The 23,845-nt window shown below is 39.6% G+C and carries 26 protein-coding genes; 3 read left to right on the forward strand and 23 right to left on the reverse strand.

The window, feature by feature from the left end; genetic code table 11:
* Positions 1–321 precede the first annotated feature (321 nt).
* The 3 genes from AC25Y1_RS12210 to AC25Y1_RS12220 form a co-directional block, all read right to left on the reverse strand.
* Positions 322–1,626 (reverse strand): efflux RND transporter periplasmic adaptor subunit, encoded by a 1,305-nt coding sequence (locus AC25Y1_RS12210; RefSeq protein ID WP_488148277.1) that lies wholly within the window; start codon positions 1,624–1,626, stop codon positions 322–324.
* On the reverse strand, positions 1,623–2,315 hold the full coding sequence (locus tag AC25Y1_RS12215; protein ID WP_488148278.1) for a hypothetical protein: 693 nt from the start codon (positions 2,313–2,315) through the stop codon (positions 1,623–1,625). The genes AC25Y1_RS12210 and AC25Y1_RS12215 overlap by 4 nt, the downstream gene beginning before the upstream one ends.
* 444 nt (positions 2,316–2,759) lie before the next feature.
* The gene (locus tag AC25Y1_RS12220; RefSeq protein ID WP_488148279.1) at positions 2,760–3,212 is read right to left on the reverse strand and encodes a transcriptional regulator; all 453 of its coding nucleotides are present in this window, start codon (positions 3,210–3,212) and stop codon (positions 2,760–2,762) included.
* A gap of 266 nt (positions 3,213–3,478) precedes the next feature.
* Here AC25Y1_RS12220 and AC25Y1_RS12225 point away from each other — a divergent pair, with 266 nt between their 5' ends.
* Together AC25Y1_RS12225 and AC25Y1_RS12230 are read left to right on the forward strand one after the other, a co-directional pair.
* Positions 3,479–5,062, forward strand: a complete 1,584-nt coding sequence (locus tag AC25Y1_RS12225) for a hypothetical protein (RefSeq protein ID WP_488148280.1) — start codon at positions 3,479–3,481, stop codon at positions 5,060–5,062.
* Positions 5,059–7,803: a DEAD/DEAH box helicase gene (locus AC25Y1_RS12230; protein WP_488148281.1), complete on the forward strand. Its 2,745-nt coding sequence runs from the start codon at positions 5,059–5,061 to the stop codon at positions 7,801–7,803. The genes AC25Y1_RS12225 and AC25Y1_RS12230 overlap by 4 nt, the downstream gene beginning before the upstream one ends.
* A gap of 59 nt (positions 7,804–7,862) precedes the next feature.
* Here AC25Y1_RS12230 and AC25Y1_RS12235 read toward each other — a convergent pair whose 3' ends face one another.
* Entirely contained in the window at positions 7,863–8,027 is a 165-nt protein-coding gene (locus AC25Y1_RS12235) for a hypothetical protein (RefSeq protein ID WP_488148282.1), read from the reverse strand.
* 247 nt (positions 8,028–8,274) lie between these two features.
* A complete protein-coding gene (locus AC25Y1_RS12240) occupies positions 8,275–8,715 on the reverse strand; it encodes a single-stranded DNA-binding protein (RefSeq protein ID WP_488148283.1) in 441 nt (146 codons plus the stop codon).
* 332 nt (positions 8,716–9,047) lie between these two features.
* Between AC25Y1_RS12240 and AC25Y1_RS12245 the strand changes: the two genes are divergently transcribed.
* Positions 9,048–9,485: a YwpF family protein gene (locus AC25Y1_RS12245; protein WP_488148284.1), complete on the forward strand. Its 438-nt coding sequence runs from the start codon at positions 9,048–9,050 to the stop codon at positions 9,483–9,485.
* A gap of 99 nt (positions 9,486–9,584) precedes the next feature.
* Here the strand turns inward: AC25Y1_RS12245 and AC25Y1_RS12250 are convergent, their stop codons facing one another.
* From AC25Y1_RS12250 to AC25Y1_RS12335, 18 genes are all read right to left on the reverse strand, one after another.
* On the reverse strand, positions 9,585–9,902 hold the full coding sequence (locus AC25Y1_RS12250; protein WP_488148285.1) for a hypothetical protein: 318 nt from the start codon (positions 9,900–9,902) through the stop codon (positions 9,585–9,587).
* A 146-nt stretch (positions 9,903–10,048) separates the two neighbouring features.
* Positions 10,049–10,483, reverse strand: a complete 435-nt coding sequence (gene fabZ, locus AC25Y1_RS12255; protein ID WP_488148286.1) for a 3-hydroxyacyl-ACP dehydratase FabZ — start codon at positions 10,481–10,483, stop codon at positions 10,049–10,051.
* A 33-nt stretch (positions 10,484–10,516) separates the two neighbouring features.
* Entirely contained in the window at positions 10,517–10,831 is a 315-nt protein-coding gene (locus tag AC25Y1_RS12260; RefSeq protein ID WP_488148287.1) for a DNA-directed RNA polymerase subunit beta, read from the reverse strand.
* A gap of 65 nt (positions 10,832–10,896) precedes the next feature.
* Positions 10,897–11,892: a rod shape-determining protein MreB gene (gene mreB / locus AC25Y1_RS12265; RefSeq protein WP_488148288.1), complete on the reverse strand. Its 996-nt coding sequence runs from the start codon at positions 11,890–11,892 to the stop codon at positions 10,897–10,899.
* 186 nt (positions 11,893–12,078) lie between these two features.
* Positions 12,079–12,345, reverse strand: a complete 267-nt coding sequence (locus tag AC25Y1_RS12270) for a sporulation transcriptional regulator SpoIIID (RefSeq protein WP_488148289.1) — start codon at positions 12,343–12,345, stop codon at positions 12,079–12,081.
* Positions 12,346–12,540: 195 nt separating this feature from the next.
* On the reverse strand, positions 12,541–13,197 hold the full coding sequence (locus AC25Y1_RS12275; RefSeq protein ID WP_488148290.1) for a peptidoglycan DD-metalloendopeptidase family protein: 657 nt from the start codon (positions 13,195–13,197) through the stop codon (positions 12,541–12,543).
* 31 nt (positions 13,198–13,228) lie between these two features.
* Positions 13,229–14,182, reverse strand: a complete 954-nt coding sequence (gene spoIID / locus AC25Y1_RS12280) for a stage II sporulation protein D (protein ID WP_488148371.1) — start codon at positions 14,180–14,182, stop codon at positions 13,229–13,231.
* A gap of 133 nt (positions 14,183–14,315) precedes the next feature.
* Complete coding sequence (gene murA / locus AC25Y1_RS12285; RefSeq protein ID WP_488148291.1) at positions 14,316–15,620, reverse strand: UDP-N-acetylglucosamine 1-carboxyvinyltransferase; 1,305 nt, start codon at positions 15,618–15,620, stop codon at positions 14,316–14,318.
* A gap of 353 nt (positions 15,621–15,973) precedes the next feature.
* Positions 15,974–16,228: a DUF1146 family protein gene (locus AC25Y1_RS12290; protein ID WP_488148292.1), complete on the reverse strand. Its 255-nt coding sequence runs from the start codon at positions 16,226–16,228 to the stop codon at positions 15,974–15,976.
* 65 nt (positions 16,229–16,293) lie between these two features.
* Positions 16,294–16,698 carry a F0F1 ATP synthase subunit epsilon gene (locus AC25Y1_RS12295; RefSeq protein ID WP_488148293.1) on the reverse strand — a complete coding sequence of 135 codons (405 nt, stop codon included), beginning with the start codon at positions 16,696–16,698 and terminating at the stop codon, positions 16,294–16,296.
* A gap of 67 nt (positions 16,699–16,765) precedes the next feature.
* Complete coding sequence (gene atpD / locus AC25Y1_RS12300) at positions 16,766–18,187, reverse strand: F0F1 ATP synthase subunit beta (protein ID WP_488148294.1); 1,422 nt, start codon at positions 18,185–18,187, stop codon at positions 16,766–16,768.
* A gap of 219 nt (positions 18,188–18,406) precedes the next feature.
* Positions 18,407–19,261 (reverse strand): ATP synthase F1 subunit gamma, encoded by an 855-nt coding sequence (gene atpG / locus AC25Y1_RS12305; protein ID WP_488148295.1) that lies wholly within the window; start codon positions 19,259–19,261, stop codon positions 18,407–18,409.
* A gap of 39 nt (positions 19,262–19,300) precedes the next feature.
* Complete coding sequence (gene atpA, locus AC25Y1_RS12310; protein ID WP_488148296.1) at positions 19,301–20,809, reverse strand: F0F1 ATP synthase subunit alpha; 1,509 nt, start codon at positions 20,807–20,809, stop codon at positions 19,301–19,303.
* Between the two features lie 25 nt (positions 20,810–20,834).
* Positions 20,835–21,377 carry a F0F1 ATP synthase subunit delta gene (locus AC25Y1_RS12315; RefSeq protein WP_488148297.1) on the reverse strand — a complete coding sequence of 181 codons (543 nt, stop codon included), beginning with the start codon at positions 21,375–21,377 and terminating at the stop codon, positions 20,835–20,837.
* Positions 21,374–21,910, reverse strand: a complete 537-nt coding sequence (gene atpF / locus AC25Y1_RS12320; RefSeq protein WP_488148372.1) for a F0F1 ATP synthase subunit B — start codon at positions 21,908–21,910, stop codon at positions 21,374–21,376. Before atpF ends, AC25Y1_RS12315 begins: the two co-directional genes overlap by 4 nt.
* 164 nt (positions 21,911–22,074) lie before the next feature.
* On the reverse strand, positions 22,075–22,299 hold the full coding sequence (gene atpE / locus AC25Y1_RS12325; protein ID WP_488148298.1) for a F0F1 ATP synthase subunit C: 225 nt from the start codon (positions 22,297–22,299) through the stop codon (positions 22,075–22,077).
* A gap of 84 nt (positions 22,300–22,383) precedes the next feature.
* Positions 22,384–23,103 (reverse strand): F0F1 ATP synthase subunit A, encoded by a 720-nt coding sequence (gene atpB, locus AC25Y1_RS12330; protein WP_488148299.1) that lies wholly within the window; start codon positions 23,101–23,103, stop codon positions 22,384–22,386.
* 51 nt (positions 23,104–23,154) lie between these two features.
* Positions 23,155–23,526 (reverse strand): ATP synthase subunit I, encoded by a 372-nt coding sequence (locus AC25Y1_RS12335; protein ID WP_488148300.1) that lies wholly within the window; start codon positions 23,524–23,526, stop codon positions 23,155–23,157.
* Positions 23,527–23,845: the final 319 nt, after the last annotated feature.

Consider the following 23,845-nt stretch of genomic DNA (forward strand, 5'->3'; position numbering starts at 1 on the left):
TCACAAATTCTAATGAATTATGCGACAACTACAACTTATCACATTTTAGCAGAATATACCTATTTATTTGAATAGGAAATCAAAAACAAGCATTTCCCCCTAGACTCTATCATGGCCTTAATAGTTAATAGTCACAAGTTCAATTTTATTCCATCATTTTTCATAGAACTAAAGTTTCATATAATTTAGATAATAATAAGCATTAAGGATTATGATGATTTCAAATTATTTGACATCAAAAAAGTAAAGCCCTATTTCTGTCGTGAAATAGGGCTTTACTCCATAATAATTATTTATATTAACGATATTGAAGCATTCTTTTCATTTTAATATCATATATTTCAAATATTGCTGCCATGTGACAGATTTCCATTCTTCTTTTTCAGGCATATCTGTCGGCATTTTCAGAAAGACTTTTGGTGAGCCTTTGTGGATATCCCCGGTAGGCATTGGCATCGGAAATACGATTTGACCAGAGGCGAGGCCATCAGTTACGACTACACGGCCACCTTCCATGAACGGCGTTGTTAGTTCTACTGTGACTGCTCGTCCAGAAGTGTCAATGATCTTTCCACTTGCAGATTCCTGATTAGAACGACTTACCCATGTTTCACGTAAGGCTACAGCATCTTTTGCTTCGTTGATAACGATCAACGAATTGATGTTATTTCCGTAAGGGATTGTTGTTAGCGATTCAGGTGTTACAATGGCCACTTCATAATAAGCAAGTGGGTTCTTCGCTTCTTCTTTATCGATTTTCTTATAGGCATTAATGAGTTCATTGTCAGTTGTCGGTAATTGCGATACGAATACGACAAAGCCTTCTGTCAGATTATCGAGTCCAGGCCCTTGAAGAATAACACGGTCCCCTTCTTCTATTGCCTGCCATTCGTTATCTTTTACAAAAGTCTTGATTACCTTTTCCGTACTATATATATCTACGGCTAATTTTGAGCCATGTCGCACAACATTAGAAACAATACCTGTCACCGGGCTTATGATGACTGTTTTCGATGGGTCTACCGCTAACTCTGCTTCAATAATTGTGATTTCTGTAACGACTTCTGCCAGTTGTTGTTCAGCAGATGCTTGTGCCTGCGCGTAAGAGCCTTCTTGTGTCACATCTACTGTGAAATCCACTTGAAAACCGAGCTCAATTTGCGTAGTGCCGTCAACTTCCGTTATATTCTCATCACGATTGACTGTGGACGAGCTTCCCGTTCCAGTTGATGATTGCGCGCTAGTCAAATCAGAAAGAAGTGACTCAATTTCACTTTTTTGTTGGAGAAGTGCTTGATGTTTTGTAGTTAATAGATCTCTCTCTTCATTAGAACGCTCAGTATTTAATAGTACAAGCTCATCGCCAATTTCAACTTGTTGTCCTTCTGAAACGAGCCAGTTTTCCACTTCATCTTCTTTACCAACATAGATTGTAGTCATTTCTACTGGTGATACAAATCCTTCTTTAGGCATTTCTTCTGTGAAATCACCAGCTTGTAATCTTTCAAATTCACTCACATACAAGGTTTTGCTGATGACACTATCTTTATTGAACAATAAATAGATATTAAAAGCTAAAAACGTACTAATGACAATCGAAATGATGATATTCCTTACTCGGTTCATCCGACACCACCTCCATCAAATATCTGGTCAAACAGGGTTTCAATTGGAATAATTCCGACCCCCGCCGTTAATAATGCGAGTACAAGGTGGATTCCAATCAGTGACCATAATAGTACGCTCCATTTCGAGTTATTTGTAAACGCTCGTATGAAACTAAATTGAAGTGCAATGATGAGTGCAGTCGTAATGGTTAATTGATTTAGGAACAAAATTAAATAGTTGTTTTCAAGATAAGTGGCAGCAAGTGGACCAAATGATAAAAATGAATAATTGGCCGCGGCACCTTTCACAAGGAATACAATAGAAACCAGTGCTTTTTCAACCAAAAGTAAACTTCCGACAATCAGTTGCAATGGTAATAGTTTTTTAAAAGGAATATTTGTCAATAAATGAAGTATGTATGCCATTCCCAAAAAATGAAAGGACAGATAAATGACTGACCAAATGAGTGAACCGACCAATGATGCAACCCTCGCCATTGTAAAATCTGCGGTCGTCATTGTTGCAATCAATGGTGTTAGTGATTCCGTACCCATGCCCCACCATGATCTGGCTCCATATAGTATTAAAACCGCTAAGAAAACAAAAATAATCCGTTTTCTAAATCCATGAATTGTAGAAGTTTGCAAATCATCGGCTAAGCGATTTGGGTTCGTTAGGTATTGCCTAAAAGTAAAATTGAAAAACATAACTACAATCCCTTTCCATCAATCTATCATTATATACATTACTTCTAATACTACCAAAAACTGCGTCAGTTGTAACTTTTAATGCAAAAAAGTTACTTTCCTACCTTAATATACAGAGGTATTTATAGGACTTATTTCAATAATGATGTTTAAGACTGGCGAAATTTGGCGATTTTAGTAGTAAGCAGTATCAAAGTATCATTCGTAAACAAATTTCCCGGGAAATCGACAAAGGAGTGATGAAAATGAGAACAATCGAAAACTTCGAAAAGAATCCTTTTACATGGACTGATTTTATATTTGGCTTTGCAGGAATCGCAATTGTTTTATTCGTCATCCAAGCCTTTATGATTTAATGAACGCAGCGCATATAAGCAACATCAAATAAGAACACCTATCGTTTTAAATCGACAGGTGTTCTTTACTTTTTCTTATTCAAGTTTCCTACATTCCTTCCGTTAGTTCATTGAAAAGTTGTACATTATTTGTTTCTAGCGCATAGTCTATCATCCGGCATAAATTTTCATGTTCAAGACTTTCAATTAATGCTTTGGATTCATCCCGCACCTCTTCTGTAAGTTCTACTTTTAGTTCCATATCCACATCGACGTTCCCTTCCAATATGTTTTTTAAATGCATATGAAGATCCGAAATCAATAGCAATTGATAAAGTGGTAGGCGAATAAAGCGATTACCACGTTGGAACACAAACACTTCTCCGAGGTTTTCCACTTGAAGACTTTTCATATTTATCACGATTTCTTTTCCTTCAGTCGGTATAAAATGAAATAGTTCTTCCCCTTTAACGATCGAAAAGTATTGATAGGCAAATACCAGTCTTAAACGAAATTCCTCTTTCCTAGTAAAAAACGGAGTCATTCGTTGAATAGTAAGCATCATGGTTTCCTCCTAATTTAAGATTCTGATTATTACTATCATTCTATCACATTCTAACAGGAAATGTGAATTGTTTACATGATTCTATCAATTATTTTTATTCCACCTATTGCGCAAACTAGAACTAAAATATTTTAATGCTTTGTGCATCTGTGATTAAATCAAATGATTGGCAGAAGTTATTTTCCTTATTCGAATTAATATATTTACGTATTGCTGTAAAAAGCGTTATACTAGAAGGAATGCATTTTTAAGGAGTTGGTCAGATGCACATGACTGTTGAACGTGTATCCTATTTGCACGAGACCGAGTTAAATAATTATATGAACGAAATTAAACACGCACTCGCAGTCGATATACCCGAACAAGCAGCTGTGATTCAAAAAGCTGTTACGCTCGTTCGTAGCGGTTCAGTAGCATCCTATTCATATAACGCTTCAAATCTAACCGTTCAGGCAGAAGTGAATGGAAAAGATTATGAAGAAGCGGTCACTTTATCGTTTCAAACAATTAGTACTACATGTACTTGCAATAAACCTGGTTGGTGTTCACACCGTGCTGCGGTTATTTTTCATCTGTACTTGCAATTTAATTCTTTAACTGACTGGATGCATGAATGGAGGAGAATGGAAACGGAACAAATGGCACTTAAAATTACCGACCGCACTCCTGAAGCATGGAATGATGTACTTTCGAGATTGATGAATCCAATTCGAATCATTGGTTTGAATGAAAATCCAGCGGTATTCATCCATAAGTTCGATTTAATCGACCAAAAATCTCGATCTCTCTTCCCTTATGAGTATGAATGGAAACCGCTATTTGATATCTATTATCGATTACATGCACTGGAGGCTGCTTGGCCATATATTCAGTTCCACCTTGGTGGTAATGGTTCAAATTTTACTTACGGAAAATGGTACGTCAAAAACTGGTTAACTGAACAACTTGGAAAGTTATCGGATGCTGTGAAATCCATTTCCTCTAAACCGAGACTTTTTGAAACTGATCCATTTCATGACCAAATAAAATTACTCGTACGAAACTTTGCCTTAAACTACGAAGGTCTTTTTGATCATCGTTTTCATGTTTACCAAATGTTTTGGAAACAATTGTTTACCGATAAATTAAATCGTGAAAAAGAACTAAAACAACTAAAGCTACAGGATTCACCGGAAACATCTATTTTTATCGCTTTCTTCTACGCATTGAATGGCCAAAGTGATCAATTGGTTGAACTCTCACACGATATTACGATTGACAGTTTCTCCAGGTGGTTACCTTTAGCCAATCTTGCTGAGCGTGAAGACAATATGGATTCTCTTTCCATTATTATGAAAGCCTTATTGCCGTTTATCGGGGATTATTTAACCCAAGAAGTTCCAGCATCAAAACGCCCAAATTTTGTACGGAAAATTGATGGTTTATTGGAAGCAGCTGATTTTCCAGAGGCTGAGCGCGAAAAAATGTTTTCTTATTACGGAGAGACTGGTGTAGATGTCTATGCTGACTTCCTAGTAGAGCGCGGCCGTTTCAGAGAATGGGGTGCATTAATGCACCGCTACCGAGTTCCTTACGAAGTAGCGGAAGCGGGTGGTTTGAATATTGCGCTAGCTGAAGACCCTGCTGCAGTGCTTCCACTTTTACACTTATATGCGACAAACTTTCTGAAAGAGCGCAATCGACAAAGTTATCGTCGTGCCGTGAGATTATTCAGGAAAATGAAAGCTGGTAGTAAAAAAAGTGGGAAACATGAATTTTGGAACCGTTATGTAGATACAGTGCGCGAAAAAAATCGCCGCCTCCGTGCACTTATGGAAGAAATGGAGAAAGGGAATTTGCACTTATGAATGAGACATTTACATTGGAGCACCTTCTCCGCATTAAAATAAAACCAATCGACGGAAACTTGTTTGTTGTTTCTGCCGAGGATACGCACGGCTATCCTGTTGATCCGGACGAATTAATCTCCTATTTGTTTTTTTATGATGAACGAACATTTTTTGGTCTTCTAACAGATGTGATTGATGACCAACTTCAATTGCGCGCTGATCAACTATTATTGTCGTTTCCTGAATCGCATCCATACGTTAAGTTTGAAGGCCAGTCCGATGAAGATAAACAGTTGCTTGGCGTAATTCGAGAAGCTGCGGACGCTTGGCGTAATCCTAAGATTTGGAACTTTGTAGAAACAAACGATACAGGTATTCAATTGACATCAAATGAGATTTCGTTATCAGATGATGCCGTTCTAATTATCCAGTCGGCTATATATGGAAAACTCATTGATTCTAACCTTCGTCCTGATCAATTGCCTACCCTGCTCCCTCATTTACGGAAATACGGTTGGCCTGGCGAATCTATATCGACAATGCCAGTACGTGTTGCTTTTCGTTTGACTGAACCTGAAGAAGGAATAGATTCAGCAGAGTGGCTTCTTGAAACCGTCGTAATTGGAGAGCGTGAACGCCACTGGACACCTGCAGTTCGAAAGAAGAATCTTCCAGTTTCCCAAGCACTTCCTGATAGATGGGCGCCACATGCTAATGAAATTGCTGAAAAACAATCAGAAATGGTTTCTTTTCTTCAATCAGTTGAAATTGAACCGAATGATCGTTTTTTATCAGTTCCTATTCATGACTCAGAAGTTCGGTTATTCATACAAGAAGATTTGCCTTTACTTCAGTCATTTAACTACACCATCATATTACCTGCTTGGTTAAAATCAATTACTGAGTCCAAAATGAAAATTCGAACGAGTGCGAGTGTTCAATCTTATAACTCGGCGACGAATCTCGACGAAGTGCTTTCTTTCGATTGGAATTTTGCGCTCGGCGGACAAGAAATTGGACGCGATGCTTTCCAGAAACTTGTCGAAGAAAATCGCGAATATATTCGTTCAGGTGATGAATGGTTTCACATCGATCCTTTATGGTTGAAAAAGATTAAAGATATTATGGACCGCGCAGATTCTGGTGAATGGACAGTAAAAGACCTATTGTTCCAAGATATCCCAGAAGAAATCGTTCCAATCGACAGTGAAGAGGAAGAAGATGAAGATCCACTCTTTGAATTTTCAATGCACAACTCATTAAAAAGTTATATGGAAGTATTAGCCGATAAAAAGGGACTGCCAACTGCTGGGATTTCTAAGGAATTACAAGCTGATTTGCGGCCATATCAAGAAGTTGGTTATGATTGGCTCGTATTCATGAGAGATAATCAATTCGGGGCTGTCCTTGCAGACGATATGGGTCTTGGAAAAACGATTCAACTTATCTCTTATTTGTTAAATGTTCATGCACGTCCTACTACCGAAAAACCATCACTTATTATTTGTCCAACAAGTGTGTTAGGGAACTGGCAAAAAGAAATTGAGCGTTTTGCACCCTCTCTATCCATCCATACACATTACGGTCCAACTCGTGAGAAAGATGAAGCCTTTACCGGTTTAATCTCTCAAATGCGTCCAGATGTTATTTTAACGACATATGGAACAGCATCGCAAGACGGTGAGATGCTTTCGGAGACAGAATTTACGAGTATTACGCTGGATGAAGCTCAAAATATAAAAAACATGCAAACGAAACAATCCCGAACCATTCGTAAGTTACGTGGACAACATCATATTGCGTTAACGGGTACGCCAATTGAAAATAGATTATCCGAGTTGTGGGCAATTTTTGATTTTATCCATAAAGGCTATTTCGGAAACTTCCGGACATTTACGGATAATTATATTGTTCCGATTGAAAGAGATGATTCGGAACGTGTGAAACAAAAGCTGCGTGCAAAAATTCAACCGTTCTTATTGCGCCGAACGAAAAGCGATCCAGATTTACTGCTTAATCTTCCGAAAAAATTAGAGCAAAATGAATATTGTCCGTTAACGACTGAACAGGCTGCATTATATGAAAGCTTCTTAGATGAAACGAAATTTAAACTGCAAACATTGTCAGGTTTCGAGAAAAAAGGGCTCATTTTGACGATGCTGAGCCGCTTAAAGCAATTATGTAATCACCCTGCTTTGTTTTTGAAAGAACCACATGGCCCTGCTGAACAGTTGGTTGCACGTTCCGATAAATTGAGTGGAATCGTGTCAATGGCTGGAAATATTGCAGAAAACGGTGAGCAATGTATTATTTTCACTCAATACATTGGAATGGGAAAACTCATCCAACATTGCTTATCTGAACTGTATAATATCGACGTCCCGTTTTTAACGGGTAGTATGCCTAAAGGACAACGAGATACGCTTGTAGATGCATTTCAAAACGGTGAGTTTCCTGTATTCATCTTGTCGCTTAGAGCCGGTGGTACCGGGTTAAATTTAACGGCAGCTAATCATGTGATACATGCGGATCGTTGGTGGAACCCTGCAGTTGAAAATCAAGCAACAGACCGCGCATACCGAATTGGTCAAACTAAGTTCGTTCATGTGCATAAATTTGTAACCATTGGAACGATTGAAGAGAAGATTGATAAGATGCTTGCTGAAAAAGCAGCACTTTCTGCGGACCTCATTCAATCTAGTCAATGGCTGACTGAGCTCTCTGACCGAGAACTTGATGATTTGTTGTCATTTGGTTAAGAGACGTTCGTTCTATAAATTTGAATCCCAGTGAAGTGAAAAATCTTCTCTGGGATTTTTCATGTTATTTTTTGTGTGAACGGTACATGGCTCAATAACTCAATGTATTTAGTCTCTTCTTCAAACTTTTTTAAGCGCTCATTTAGGTGTGCAACGATACGTATTAGTTCACTAATTTGGAGTTCCATTCGGATAACTTCTTTCTCAAGCTTTGTCATTTCCAAGTTAACATCCCCTTTTTCAGTATCCCACGATATGGGTACCTGAAGGATAGCAGTCATCATCCAAGTACCTGAGCGTGGTTTTTAATTAGCGTTCCATCGAAATGGATTAAGTTTCTCTCCGTATGTTTCCTCACATAAAGATTGGCCACTTCCCCAAATGGCCTTAAGTATTCCTTTCTTTCCTTCACAGCTATTTCATTAAATTGTAGTTTCAGCTCCGGATTGTAGCCCAGTCTACCCTCTCCTTTTACATAATCGGTAGTTCTTTGCTTTCTTCTGCTGGTAATTCAAAATGAACTGATTCTGAATCCGCTATTTCAGCGTTGTGATTCGACACTGTAGCGTTTGCGTATAAATCTTCGTTTGTTCTGTTTTTGGTAGATAGAAATCGTACTTCATCTCCGATTACTTCTGTCACGAATACACGGCTCCCGCCTTCTTTTTCATATGTTCTGGATTGGATCCGACCAGTGACGCCAATTAATGAGCCTTTTCCACAATGTTTTGCCGTGTTTTCAGCAAGTCGTCCCCACAATGAACACAAGATGAAATCAGTTTCAACTTCTCCTCTCGTATTTTTATAGTTTCGATTGACTGCGACAATAATACTCGTTTGCACCCGATCTTTTGTAATTCTCCGCAAGATAGGATCTTTCGTTATACGCCCTACAAGTGCTACTTGATTCAATGAACAACCTCCTTTCTTTTTAAGTAAATTTATCATACGACGGCGCTAACTCTTTTGGCAAAGCGAGATATTTGAATTTTGGATTAGTTTAAGAGGTGGTTATTATGTTTTCAACGATTCATTTATGTTAAGTTTGTTACAAGAAACCAAAGAATCCGTCAGTTTTTTACATGATTCTTATTCCCTGAAAATTTAATCTTCCTATGTTTTCAAGAAATTTTCAGCGTTGAAAAGTAGCCCAGATGTTAAATGCTTCTTTGGAGATTCTAAATCTCTATTTTCACATCAAGAAGTTATGGTATAATCAAAGCAAATTGGAAGGGGTGGCCATGATGAAATCATTTAAAATGTTAAGTGTTGGAATTTTACACGATGAACAGATTCTTGATTTCCCACTGATTGACGGCATTATTATTAACCAAGAAAACAGCCACCATATGTGGATCCTTGAAATGTTTATCGATGAAAAACATAAAGATTTCTTTGAATCCTTTCTCGGACAAGATCATTTATTGGAAGCAAAGGTTGTTATTTCCTATCCAGAAAACGAGCCAGCTGCTTTCCGTGTTGCTGTGGATGCGGTTAAGCAAATCGGGAATAATATTTCTGTTTTGTTGAAAGGTAGATTAAAACGAGCTCGAACGCAATATGCTGAGCATTTGTTAGAGGAATTGATATTTGAAGGTTTAGAAGGAGAAACATTGTTACAACGGTTTGAGTCCGATATGCGGTCACGTCCACGGTTAAAGCGGGATAATTCGGAAGAGTGATTGGTCTTACTGCTCTTTTTTGATGTCTTGATCTAATATCGTTCTTTTATGACAAAACACCGCCTCATCAAGCTAGGAGGCGGTGTTTACAGCTTGCGGTTAGCGGTTGTTTCCATTCCCGTCCATTTCGTCATCGATAATTGTGTCGTTTGGTGCAGTTCCTCCGTTATTGTTGCCGTTGTCCCCGTTGATGAAATTATTATTTCCACCATTACCGTTTTGACCATCGTCGATCCCGTCAAGATCCGTTCCGCCACGATTATTATCGTCGACATTAGGCGTCCAGTTTCTATCACGATCTTGCACATCTTCCATCGGTGTTTCGTTATTATTAGGAACTGCATCATTATTTCCGTCCATACAACCACCTAATACAAGTCCCGATAGTAGAAAAAGCGGTATCGTTTTTTTCAACATGAAAAGATTCCCTCCTTTCCACAAGCCGTTTACCACACTTTCTGCATGGTCTACTGTAGGTTGTACGAAATGAAGGGAACTATCCATTATTTTTATAAAATTATTAAATTAATGTTGTATGCAATGGGAACTTTAAATCATACTACTTATTCTACGACTGGGCCAAGCGCTAGCGTGATATCCGCCTCACATGCGACTTCCCCGTCAACGGATGCAACGGCTTTCGCCTTTACAATCGTGCCGCGAACCCTTGTTACTTCAAATTCTAGACGCAGCGTATCACCTGGTGTTACTTGTTTTTTAAAACGACAGTTGTCGACGCCAGCAAAAAATCCGATACGCCCTTTATTCTCTTCTTGCTTCAATAAAGCCACTGCACCTACTTGAGCAAGTGCTTCAACGATAAGAACCCCCGGCATTACTGGATATCCAGGGAAATGTCCATTAAAAAACTCTTCATTTATCGTAACATTTTTAATCCCAACTGCACGCTTTCCTTCTTCGAGTTCTAAAATTCTATCGACCATTAACATTGGATATCGGTGTGGCAAAATCTCTTGAATTTGTTGTGCTGTTAGCATGTGACTCCTCCTGCAAAATTATTTATACAAAACTTATTCTTTACCTTTTATAATATCAAAAATATGTACCCAGGTTTCTTTTTTTAATACGTCCTCTGGATTACCGTCGCCAATATAACTATATCCGATACGCAATCCAATAACGGTCACTATACCTATTAGTAAAATGATCAAAATAAGACGAAGCCAAATTGGGATCATACGAATTTGTACCCAAAATGTCTTTTTAGGGACATCAGTTTTATCAAGATTAGCTTTTTTCTGTTCTCTTCTTGATAATATTTCAACGTCAGGATTGTCAGTTGACGCTCCTTTTCTTTTTGAACTTCGAAACTTTAAATTGTTCATATTCAGTACTCCCTATACAAGCGATTCGGGTGTAGGAATACACCCAAAACGAATTTTATGTAGAATTAAACCCTACTCGATCTTTTTTGAATATTTTCAAGTAAAATTCCAGTTCCTTTTGCAACACAGTCAAGCGGACTTTCGGAAACAAATACAGGTACTTTCAATTCTTCTGCTAGTAATTGATCTATTCCATTAATCAGTGCCCCACCGCCCGTTAAAAACACACCGCGGTCGATTATATCAGCTGAAAGTTCAGGCGGTGTTCTTTCTAGGACATTTTTTGCAGCTTGGACAATTAGAGACATAGACTCTTTCATTGCTTTTCTAATTTCTTCTGACTCAATTGTAATGGTACGAGGAAGTCCAGAAACCATGTCTCGGCCACGAATGTCCATCTTTTCATTCCGCAATCCTGGGAAAACAGTGCCAATATCAAATTTAATCGATTCAGATGTACGCAGTCCAATAAGTAATTTATATTGACTTTTAATATATTGAATGATGTCGTTGTCTAGCGTGTCGCCTGCAATATTAATCGATTCAGACGTCACAATGTCACCCATCGATAAAACAGCAACATCTGTGGTTCCACCACCAATATCAATTACCATGTTACCGCTTGGTTGAAAAATATCCATCCCTGCACCAATTGCAGCAACTTTTGGTTCTTCTTCTAAATAGATTTTCTTTCCACCAGATTTTTCTGCTGCTTCACGAATCGCTTTTTGTTCAACACTCGTAATATTCGTAGGGCAGCAGACAAGAATTCTAGGTTTCGTGAAAAATCCTTTCACATTCAGTTTATCGATGAAATGCCGGAGCATAGCTTCTGTCACGTCAAAATCCGCGATGACACCGTCTTTTAAAGGGCGAATCACTGTAATATTTCCTGGTGTTCTCCCGACCATTTTCCATGCTTCTTCTCCAACAGCAAGCACTTTATTATTTTTCTTATCTATTGCAACTACTGATGGTTCGTTTAAGACAATCCCTTTTCCCTTGACGTGAATTAGGACGTTAGCTGTACCTAAGTCGATCCCAATATCTTTAGCAAACATTGTTTCAGCTTCCCCTTCCAACTGTTTCGTGTCATCTCTATTTTTGCACACTCTTATCTGGTAATTTTACCATAGTGACACAAAAATGAACATACTTAAGGACCAATATCTTACAATAGAGAAAACATTAATTTCAAACTATAAAAAAGCGGTGCCATGAACAAATTCGGCTCCGCTCTTTGCTTATTACTTGCTCATTTTTTTTGCTTCATTCATCCACTTTAGTCTAGTCGCCTCACCGCCTCTTAAATGTCTGACAGATTTATGATAGGCAAGTATTTTTGCAACTTCTTCTGCCAATCCAACATCAATATTCGGTAATCGTTCAGTCAGATCTTTGTGAACAGTACTTTTGGAATAACCTGTAACTTTTGCTAATTCTCGCACGGTAACCTCAGTTTCCAGCAATAACTCCCCGAGGCGCACGCATCGCCTCCGTATTTGCTCGTGCACGCCCTCTTCCTTTCCTATCGACTCCGAATCTTGTCTTACTGTATGCGATAGATGATGGTGTTATGCGCGTGTTTGGCTTAGGAAGGCTTGGTTTACCGCTGTTTACATATACTTTTTGTATAAATATTTTTTGAAAAATAAAAAAACCACCCCAAAGAGTGGCTTTTGGATAAGACTGCAATGAACCGTTGTGTTTTAAAATGCTAGATATTTCCCAGGGTTAACCGGTTCATCATTAAGATAAACTTCAAAAAGTAGATGCACACCTGCTGCCGGGTTCCATTCGTTTTGTGTTGTCGTTGCGAGAGACTCACCCTGAGTGACCTCGTCGCCTTCTTTCACTAGAACCCCTGTGAGTGAACTGTACACCGTCTTCATGCCATCTGCGTGCTTCAGGACGATTTCATCACCACTGAAGACATCTGAAATGACTTCTTCTACTACACCACTCATGGATGCGAGCACCTCGAACGGTTTACCTTCTATCGAAATAGAAACCCCGGTATTCGTCTCGTAAGTCTGATTAAAGACAAGCAGTGCACTTTCTCGCATAGATTCGTCGGCTTCCATGTCATAGTAATCTTGTAAAATCGCTACGTCTTCGCGGAATTCCTCAGAAAAAGGATATTTGAGAGATTCCTTCGAAGCATTTACATCGACTACTAATTCGCCATTATCCGGATTTGAAGCAGTATCTGTTACAGCCGGGGTATCTTTAATAAATGCCGTATAACCCCAGATCATCCCTACAAATACAATTGCGATACCCGAATAGATTGTCGGCCAAAACCAACTTTTTGTTTGTTTACGCTTATTCTTTTGAGAAGGAGATTTCGTTTTTTCCTCTCGCATAATCATCACCTCACTTGCTATTGTTTGCAAGTTAAGGTGTTTTTAAACATACATTCTCAAGGTTCAGCAAATTTTTTATTGATGTGCCAGTATAATAGTGTTGAACAATTTGTTCGGCCGTCCAACCGTCCGCCGCAAATGCCTCCGCACCGTACTGACTCATTCCAACACCATGCCCATATCCAAGCGTCTTTATAATCACAATTTCATTCGTCACATCAAATGCAATATCAAAATCCGTTGACCGAAGTCCTAGGATTTCACGTATTTCACGACCATTGGACTCAAATCCCGACGTTGCTACACGTTGAACACGTCCCGTTTCATTTCGAATTAGCTGTAGCGATTTGAACATTTCCGCATTCCATTCTATGCCAAATGCTGCGTTCCACTTCTCTATCGGCAATTCAGTTTTCACTTCAAATGTCGGCGCCACCTTAACATCCCCTTCACTTTCAACGCTTTGTAAGTAAGGAACGTCGTTGCCACTATAGTTTTGGGCAGCCTCGGTTTGACCATTTGATGTTGAAAAAAACATGGCTGAGATTAATGCTTCGTCGTACATCAATACATCACCAGTTGTTTCTTCAACAACTTTGGTTAGCTTCTTTTCATTTTCTTTGAACTCTTTTCCCCATTGCTTCTTTCGTTCTTCTTTTGTTTTATATACTTGTGCTGATACATCACGAGCAATCGGATTTTCTCCGTAATTCGTTGTCTGTAGTGCATATGTCCTTGCTGCAATAGATTGGGCTTTTAAGGCCTCGATTTGAAAATCTATTGGCATCTCACCTGCGACAACTCCTTTTACGTATTCCTCAAGCGCTAATGGCTCGTCCACACCTACCACTTTTATATCGATCGGACAAGATTGCTCTATTTCCTCCTCCTTCTTCGGCTCCGCGCTTGGTCCTCTAAGAAATATTACTGGGATTAAAAACATGGCGATGAGTAATAATAGTGAACTAGCCCATAGTATTTTCATAGTCAATTATATGTAATCCTCCTTCTTTTATGCCTCTTCCGGAGTAAGGTGAATTGTCTATTTCACAAAATAAATGCAAAGAAGGTCATCGAAAATATTCGATGACCTTCTTTTATTTGAATACTAAAGTTGGTTAGACTAGTTCTTGTTTCTTTTGAACTTCAACCTTTTCTTCAGATGACACACGTTCAATATCAGCACCAAGTGATTCAAGTTTTTTGTCGAAGTCAACATACCCTCGGTCAAGATGCGATAGCTCTGTAACGCGCGTACGGCCATCTGCAGCTAATCCTGCAAGAATGAGCGCTGCTGCTGCCCGAAGGTCTGTAGCTGCCACCTCAGCGCCCTGTAGATCTGAAGGACCTTCTAAGATAACTGATTTCCCCTCAATTTTAACTGTAGCGTTCATGCGTCTGAATTCTTCTACGTGCATAAAACGATTTTCAAAAACTGTTTCTGTAATAACACCCGTCCCAGTTGCAGTAAGCATTAACGCCATCATTTGCGATTGCATATCTGTTGGAAAACCAGGATGTGGCATTGTTTTTAAGTTGACGGATTTAAGTGGGTACTCCGCGTAAACACGAATTCCCTCATCCAATTCGATGATCTTAACACCCATTTCACCCATTTTTGAAATAAGCGCAGCATTATGCTCTGGAACAGCATTTTCGATAATTACGTCTCCTCCAGTAATTGCAGCTGCTACCATAAATGTACCTGTTTCGATACGATCTGGAATAATGTGATGTGTTGTTCCGTATAATTTCGATACGCCTTCGATTCGAATCATATCGGTACCAGCACCAACTACTTTTCCGCCCATTTCGTTAATGAAATTTGCTAAGTTTACAATTTCTGGTTCTTTAGCAGCGTTTTCAATGACCGTCGTACCTTCTGCAAGTGCTGCGGCAGTCATAATATTTTCTGTTGCTCCGACGCTTGGAAAGTCGAGATAAATTTTCGCACCTTTTAATCCTTGTTCTGCTTTCGCTTCAACATAACCATGACCAAATGAAATCTCAGCACCCATTGCTTCGAATCCTTTTAAATGTTGATCAATTGGACGTGATCCAATTGCGCAACCACCTGGTAATGCTACACGTGCAAAACCATTTCGAGCTAGAATTGGGCCCATGACAAGGATTGAAGCTCTCATTTTTCGAACATATTCAAATTGGGCTTCACTAGACAACGTCCCTGATGAATCAATGATTACTTCATTTCTTTCTGGCGCCGCATCAACTTTTGCCTCAAGGCTTTTTAATACTGCACTTATTGTTCCTACATCAGAAAGATTTGGAACGTCTTTTATGACGTTTACACCTTCTGATGCGAGCAATGCAGCCGCTAAAACTGGTAGAACGGCATTTTTTGCTCCTTCAACACGGACACTTCCTTTTAAAACGCGTCCTCCATTTATAATAATCTGATCCATAATTAGTCCCTCCGACTTTAAAATGTGCTTTATAAAAACATTCATATATTTTAAGTTAAAAAATTAGCGTTTCAACAAACAAACTCCTATAAGATTACAGTGTTCCTTATAAATTTACAAGTTACGAAATAACTATCTTGATGTAATCTATCGTATGTACTCATTCATTTTTTTGTGTCACTGTAATTTAAATATAAGCTTTAGTTAACTCTGTTCGTTTAATTCCCATTGTTACTCCTCTTTAAACATCTGACAGCTTACATGCTATCGCCCCATGTACAGAAAATACTGTTTCTATTGTACATGCGGCGATAACAAGTACCAATTATTATTTTTCGAGAAATTGTCGATTGTTATCGGAACATTGTAGGAATTCTCCCTGACCAATAGGATATCTCAAGAAAGAAATTTGATACAGAAGATCCAATCATTATACTCAAAAATATAAATAAAATTTGCGCTTGAAATACTTTGTTTTTCCGTATAATTTTTTCTGGCATGATTGATTGAAGTGCATAAAAAGAAACGCCTATAAAAAATATATGAGAAACAATTGCAAGTAATGGTTGGAAACCGAACATGCCATCCATAAGCTTGACTCCTTCCATTATTCAAAGAAAAGGACAGAAGAAACTACTTCCTCTGTCCCAAATTCATCATCAATAACTAGTCATTAAAACCTGTTTTCTGAAGCGTTAATTCTGTTAATCGCACGTTTTAGCTGGAGTTCTGCACTTAAAAAGCTCGATTCATCTTTTTTAGCTTGAATCGCAACTTCAGCACGCTTTGCAGCTGCCTTTGCTCGCGCAAGGTCAATCGTTGCAGCTGTTTCAGCGCTTTGTGCAAGAACTGTCACAACTTCAGGACGAATTTCAATGAACCCGCCATGAACAGCAATAACTTCAGTTTCATTACCTTTTTTTATACGAAGCCCGCCGATTTGAAGCGGTGCGACTGTTGCAATATGGCCTGGAAGAATTCCCAATTCGCCTGATTCCGTCATCGCGATAATCATGTCCGCTTCAGTATCAACAACAGGGCCGTCGGGAGTGACGATATGAACTTTTACTGTCTTCATTTTTTTCCCTCCTGATCCCTTTTAATCAAATATGCCAAGGGCTTACATTTGATCCGGCAGGAATTCATTAAGCTTCTATCTCAATACCCATCGCTTTAGCTTTTTCGATAACATCTTCAATACGACCAACTAGACGGAATGCATCTTCCGGAATTTGATCATATTTACCTTCAAGGATTTCTTTAAATCCTTTAATTGTTTCTGCTACCGGAACGTAAGAACCTGGTTGTCCAGTGAACTGTTCAGCTACGTGGAAGTTTTGTGATAGGAAGAATTGGATACGACGTGCACGACCAACAACTAGTTTGTCGTCTTCGCCTAATTCATCCATACCTAGGATTGCGATAATATCTTGTAATTCAGCATAGCGTTGAAGTGTCGATTGAACTTCACGCGCTACGTTATAATGTTCTGCTCCAACAATTTCAGCACTTAGTGCACGTGAAGAAGAAGCTAATGGGTCAACCGCTGGGTAAATACCCATTTCAGAAAGTTTACGCTCAAGGTTCGTCGTCGCATCAAGGTGAGCGAACGTCGTTGCTGGAGCTGGATCCGTGTAGTCATCCGCTGGTACATAGATTGCTTGGATTGACGTTACAGAACCTTTATTTGTTGAAGTAATTCGTTCTTGTAATAGACCCATTTCCGTTGCAAGAGTTGGCTGATATCCAACTGCTGAAGGCATACGGCCAAGAAGTGCCGATACTTCAGATCCAGCTTGTGTATAACGGTAAATGTTGTCGATGAATAGAAGTACGTCCGCGCCTTGTTCGTCACGGAAATGTTCTGCCATCGTCAAACCTGTTAATGCAACACGCATACGTGCGCCAGGTGGTTCGTTCATTTGGCCGAATACCATTGCTGTATTTTTAATAACGCCAGAGTCAGTCATTTCCCAATAAAGGTCATTTCCTTCTCGTGTACGTTCTCCAACACCAGCGAATACGGAAATACCACCGTGTTCTAGTGCAATGTTGTTTATAAGTTCTTGGATTAGAACTGTCTTACCTACTCCAGCTCCACCGAATAGACCAATTTTACCACCCTTAATATACGGAGCCAGTAAGTCAACAACTTTAATGCCCGTTTCAAGAATTTCGACTTCTGTAGAAAGTTCTTCAAAAGTTGGTGCTTGACGGTGAATTGGGTCATGGCGTTCAGACGTCGGGATTTCTTCACCGAGGTCAATTGTTTCACCGAGTACGTTAAATACGCGGCCAAGTGTAACGTTTCCGACTGGAACGCTAATAGCAGATCCTTTGTCTAGTACTTCAGTTCCACGTTGAAGTCCGTCGGTAGAAGACATTGCAATTGTACGAACTGCGTCATCGCCGAGGTGAAGAGCAACTTCAAGCGTTAAAACTTCAGGCTCTGAGTTAGGACGTTGAATTGTAACTGTCAATGCGTTATAGATATCAGGCAATTGTGCGTTATCAAATTTGACGTCGACAACTGGACCCATTACTTGAAGAACATGTCCTTTGTTCATTTTGTTTCCTCCTGTCTTACTATATGCCGTTCATAATGGTAGAGGTAGTACTGGTAGGGATTAGAAAAGTGATTTTCAATGTCCCATTGCTCTAAGCGAAAAAGTCCTAGGCTCTAAGTGCAAAAAAGTCAAAAAGCCGACTTTTTCGAGCAAGAAAGTTATAGTTCAAACTTTCCTTGCCGACTTTTTCAGAGCCGGAAAATCAAAGACCGATTTTCCCTACTCCAGTGCTGCTACCCCACCAATAATCTCTGTGATTTCTTGTGTAATTGCTGCTTGTCTTGCGCGGTTAAATTGAAGTGTTAGATCATCAATTAGTTCGCCTGCGTTATCGGTTGCGCTTTGCATCGCTGTCATACTTGAAGCATGTTCACTTGCTTTACTTTCGAGTAATGCGCCAAAGATTAAGCTTTCTGCGTATTGAGGAAGCAACACTTTAAGAATTGCTTCAGCGGAAGGCTCGAATTCATAAGATGCAGTCGTTGCATCTTGGGCAATATCGGTAAGTGGGAGCACTTTCCCTTCTGTTACTTTGTTGGAAATGACGTTAATGTAATGAGTGTAATACATATAAATTTCATCATATGTACCATCCGCGAACATACCAACAGCTTTATTAGCGATTTCTTTAATTTCGGCGAATGACGGGTGGTCGGACAATCCGATTACACTGTCAATTACATTATATCCACGATTCAAGAAGTACTCCGAGCCAATTCGGCCGATTGCAAAAATCAAGACATCTTCTTTTGGCGTTTCGCGCTTTTCAATTGCTTTAGAAACTGCACGCACAATATTACTGTTATATGCTCCGCAAAGTCCGCGGTCTGCTGTGATGACAATATATGCGGTTTTCTTTACAGGTCGAGATACGAGCATTGGATGTTCTGAATCTGTTCCAGCTGCGATTGCACCAGCGACCTCTTGGATTTTATCCATGTAAGGGACGAATGCTTTTGCTTTAAGTTCGGCACGGTTAAGTTTCGAAGCAGATACCATTTGCATTGCACGTGTTATTTGACTCGTTTTCTTCGTAGATTTTATGCGGTTTTCAATATCGCGTAATGATCCCATTAGTCATTCACCACCTTTTTGTTTTGTAGTATTATCGTCTTACTCGGAAATTGCGAACTTCGTTTTGAATTCGTTGATAGCTGCTGCCATCTCTTCATCCGCTGGAAGATCTTTCGTTGTACGAATATGCTCTAAAACATTTGTGTGGTTTGATACGAGCCAAGCTGCAATTTCAGACTCGAAACGTAAAATATCTTTAACAGGAACATCATCTAGGAATCCACGTGTTAGTGCATAAAGTGCAACAACTTGGATTTCAACTGGAACTGGTTTATTAAGATCTTGCTTTAGAATTTCAACTGTACGAACTCCACGGTCAAGTTTTGCCTGAGTAGATGCATCAAGTGATGAACCAAATTGAGAGAACGCTTCTAGTTCACGGAATGAAGCTAGGTCAAGACGTAGTGTACCCGCAACTTTTTTCATTGCTTTAATTTGTGCTGAACCACCAACACGAGATACTGAAAGACCTGCGTTAATAGCAGGACGGACACCCGCGAAGAAAAGGTCAGATTGCAAGAAAATTTGTCCATCTGTAATCGAAATTACGTTTGTTGGAATATAAGCGGAGATATCTCCTGCTTGTGTTTCAACGAATGGAAGTGCAGTAATTGAACCTCCACCGAGTGAATCGTTCAACTTAGCAGCACGCTCAAGTAGACGAGAGTGAATGTAGAATACATCACCTGGGTATGCTTCACGACCTGGTGGACGACGAAGTAGTAGAGAAAGTTCACGGTACGCTGCTGCTTGTTTAGATAAGTCATCATAAACAATTAGTACATGCTTTCCTTCAAACATGAATTCCTCTGCCATCGTGATTCCTGCATATGGTGCAAGGTAAAGTAATGGAGCTGGCTCTGAAGCCGAAGCCGTTACTACGATTGTGTAATCAAGTGCACCGTTTTTACGTAGTGTTTCAACAACACCACGAACTGTTGATTCTTTTTGTCCAATTGCTACATATATACAAATCATATCTTGGTCAGCTTGGTTTAAAATCGTGTCAATCGCAACAGTTGTTTTACCTGTTTGACGGTCTCCGATAATTAACTCACGCTGTCCACGACCGATTGGTACAAGTGCATCAATTGCTTTGATACCTGTTTGAAGTGGTTCATGAACTGATTTACGCGCCATGACACCTTGTGCCGGGCTTTCGATTGGACGTGTTTTAGTAGTTGCGATCGGACCTAGTCCATCTACAGGTAAACCTAGTGGGTTTACAACACGACCGATTAGTTCTTTACCAACTGGTACTTCCATAATACGGCCTGTACGACGTACTTCATCGCCTTCTTTAATGTCTGTGTATGGTCCAAGGATAACGATACCTACGTTATTCGCTTCCAAGTTTTGCGCCATACCCATGACACCAGTAGAGAACTCAAGTAGTTCTCCAGCCATGACGTCGTTGAGGCCATGAGCACGTGCGATACCGTCACCGATTGAGATAACTGTACCAACGTCACTTACTTCCATCTCAGATTGATAATTTTCAATCTGCTGTTTTATGAGAACGCTGATTTCTTCAGCTTTGATGCTCATGTATGTCACCCCTTAAATTTCAAATTTATGATCCAGTCAACATATCGCGTTGCAGACGCTCTAGTTTATTCGCTAGGCTGCTGTCAAAGATACGATTTCCAATTTGGAGACGAATGCCTCCGATTAGTGAAGGATCAATGATGTTGTTAATACGCAATGATTGTTTTCCGACTTTTCTAGCGAAAACGGAAGAAATCGCTGCACTTTCCTTGTCAGTTAACGGACGTGTTGAATAAACATCAGCATCCGCAATACCTGCTGCATTATTTACAAACTCTACAAATTCATCAACAAAGTCTATGAATTCGTTTAAACGTTGCTTTTCAAGCAAGACGAAAATCCCATCTTGAACAATCGAGTTTGCGCCTACTAACAGCGTTGCTATAATTTCCTTCTTTTTTGCTAACGGGAATCTTGGGTTATCTAGTAACTCGCTAATTCTCGGATTCGCAAGGAACGCTTTTTGAATTTCAAGAAGATCTTCTTGAACGCTAGAAGTTTGTCCCTTTTCAACTGATAATTCATATAATGCTTGGGCATAACGATTAGCTACAATGGATTTACTCACTGTGCATCGCCTGCCTTCGCAATCGTCTCTTCAATTAATGCGCGGTTATCTTCTTCGGAAATTTCTTTCCCAAGTACTTTAGACGCTGCAAGAACAGAGAGTGATACGAATTCTTCTCGAACTGCCGCAACAGCTCTTTCTTTTTCAGATGCAATTTCGAGTGCTGCTTCTTCTTTCAAGCGAGCAACTTCGTTTCTTGCTGCAATAATAATGTCTTCACGTTGCGCTTCACCCTGTTCACGGGCATTTTCAACAATCGCCTTAGCGTCATTGCGTGCCTCTTTCAACAGATCACGCTGCTCTTCAAGAAGACTGTGTGATTCAAGACGACTTTTTTCAGCCGCTTCAATTTCAGTTGCAATCAATTCGGCACGTTGATCCATGATGCCCATAAGTGGACCCCACGCAAACTTCTTAAGTAGAAGCATGAGAAGTAGGAACATTGTTACCGTTGCAATAATATCTCCAAGGTTAAGACCGTTTGGGTCATTTAATTTCTGCAAAAATCCTGCATCAGCTGTCGTGTCAGCCAATAGGACGAAGGTATCAAAAAACACGATTGTTTCACTCCCTTCAAGAGCACTTGTCTCTTTGAATATGGACTTTACGATCCAATTTTATCATTCATTATTCATTTACATAAAGGAATGGCGAAGGTAATTAAGTCTATCTTCGCCATTGTAACCCGTGCTTATAATTATTGGTTCATTACGATAAACGCGATAACTGTTGCGAAAATCGGAACAACTTCAACAAGTGCTACCCCAACAAACATGTTTGTTTGAAGAACTCCACGTGCTTCTGGTTGACGTGCGATACCTTCTTGTGTCTTTGAAACAACCATACCTGCACCTATACCTGCTCCAAGTGCTCCTAAACCAATTGCGATTGCTGCTGCTAATAGACCAACTGAACCTACCATAGTATATTTCCTCCTAAGATTTCCTGTTTTTTTGATGTTTCTGGAAAGAGTCAATCGACCCTAACCACTTAAGCTATATGTTTACTAGTCCGTTCTAACTTTGTTAGACATATAGACCATTGTTAACATAACGAAGATAAACGACTGAATTCCACCAACGAAGATGGAGAAGCCCATCCATGCGACTGAAGGAACAATTGCTCCTATAAATCCAAACACACTAGATGTTGCAAGTCCTGCGAGTAATGCGATAAGAACCTCACCTGCATAAATATTACCATATAGACGAAGACCGAGTGTCATCGACGCGGCAACCTCACCAATGAGGTTAAGTGGCAATAAAAACCCAAGTGGTTTTAAATAGTCATTACCGTATCCTTTAGCACCTTTTGCTTTCAAACCGTAATATTGTGTTAACACAATTACCATTACTGCGAGTGTCATTGTAATCATTGGATCAGCGGTTGGTGATTTCCACCATAGTTCACCTTTCCAAACACCAGCAAATGGTAATCCAATTACGTTTGCTACAAATAGGAATAGAATAAGTGTAATTCCTAACACATGAAAACGTCCTCCGGTTTTCCAATCCATATTGCTCTTAATAATTCCTTTGACGAAATCCATGATCCATTCAAAGAAATTTTGCATTCCCGTCGGCTTAAGTTGTAATTTACGTGTTGCGAGAATTGCAATTAAGAATACAATTACACATGTTATGAAGATCATCACAACGTTCGATAAATTAAATCGTAGTGTTATCCCGAAGAGTTCAGCTGTTGCTAACGGATTTCCATGGTCCATGTTTCGTTCACCTCCCTTATTCATTCGGAATGAAGCCTCAAGTTCAAAGCTTTACTGATGTCGTACGTGGTAAATGATCCTTTCTCCTAATAATAGGACGTACGGTATTGCGAATCCAATAACCGCACTGATCAGGTCGAACTTTTCAGGCATTGCAGTTGCAATTGCCGCTACCGCAATACCAGATGCGAAACGCATCGCAGTCCCAAGTGAAATCCGCTTTTTCCCCTCCGCAATGGCTCGTTCATATTGTTCATATCTGCGGACGAGTATCCAAAAATTATACAACCCAAACAAGGAACCTAGAATAAGTCCTGCGAATATGGTTTGCCATTCAGTAATCACCCATCCAAGTATGAAAAAAGCTAGCAAAAAGAACAGTGCTTTCCTCTGTCTTTTATGGATCTCCTGCAATGTTTGCATATCTCATTAGTCTCCTGTTTTGTTTGACGATTTTTGGATTTAGCGCTTAGAATTGCGGGGGTGGTTCCCGTTTCGCTGTCCTGCCTTTAACCGGCGTAGACTCCGAAAAAGTTGGAACCTATTAAAGTTGCGAGTGAACTGCCATGTCCCCACATCTACGAATGATGGGTGTGCACATTCAAAGTACGGTGAAAAGATGATAGATTTTGCTTTCATATTACCATTAAAACAGTTTCCTATGTATGCAATTCCTATCATTCTTACCCTTAGTAATCATACAGTAGCCCAAAAATGATGTCAATTGATTCCCTTGATTATT

It is taken from the genome of Sporosarcina sp. Y1009 (assembly GCF_057669865.1).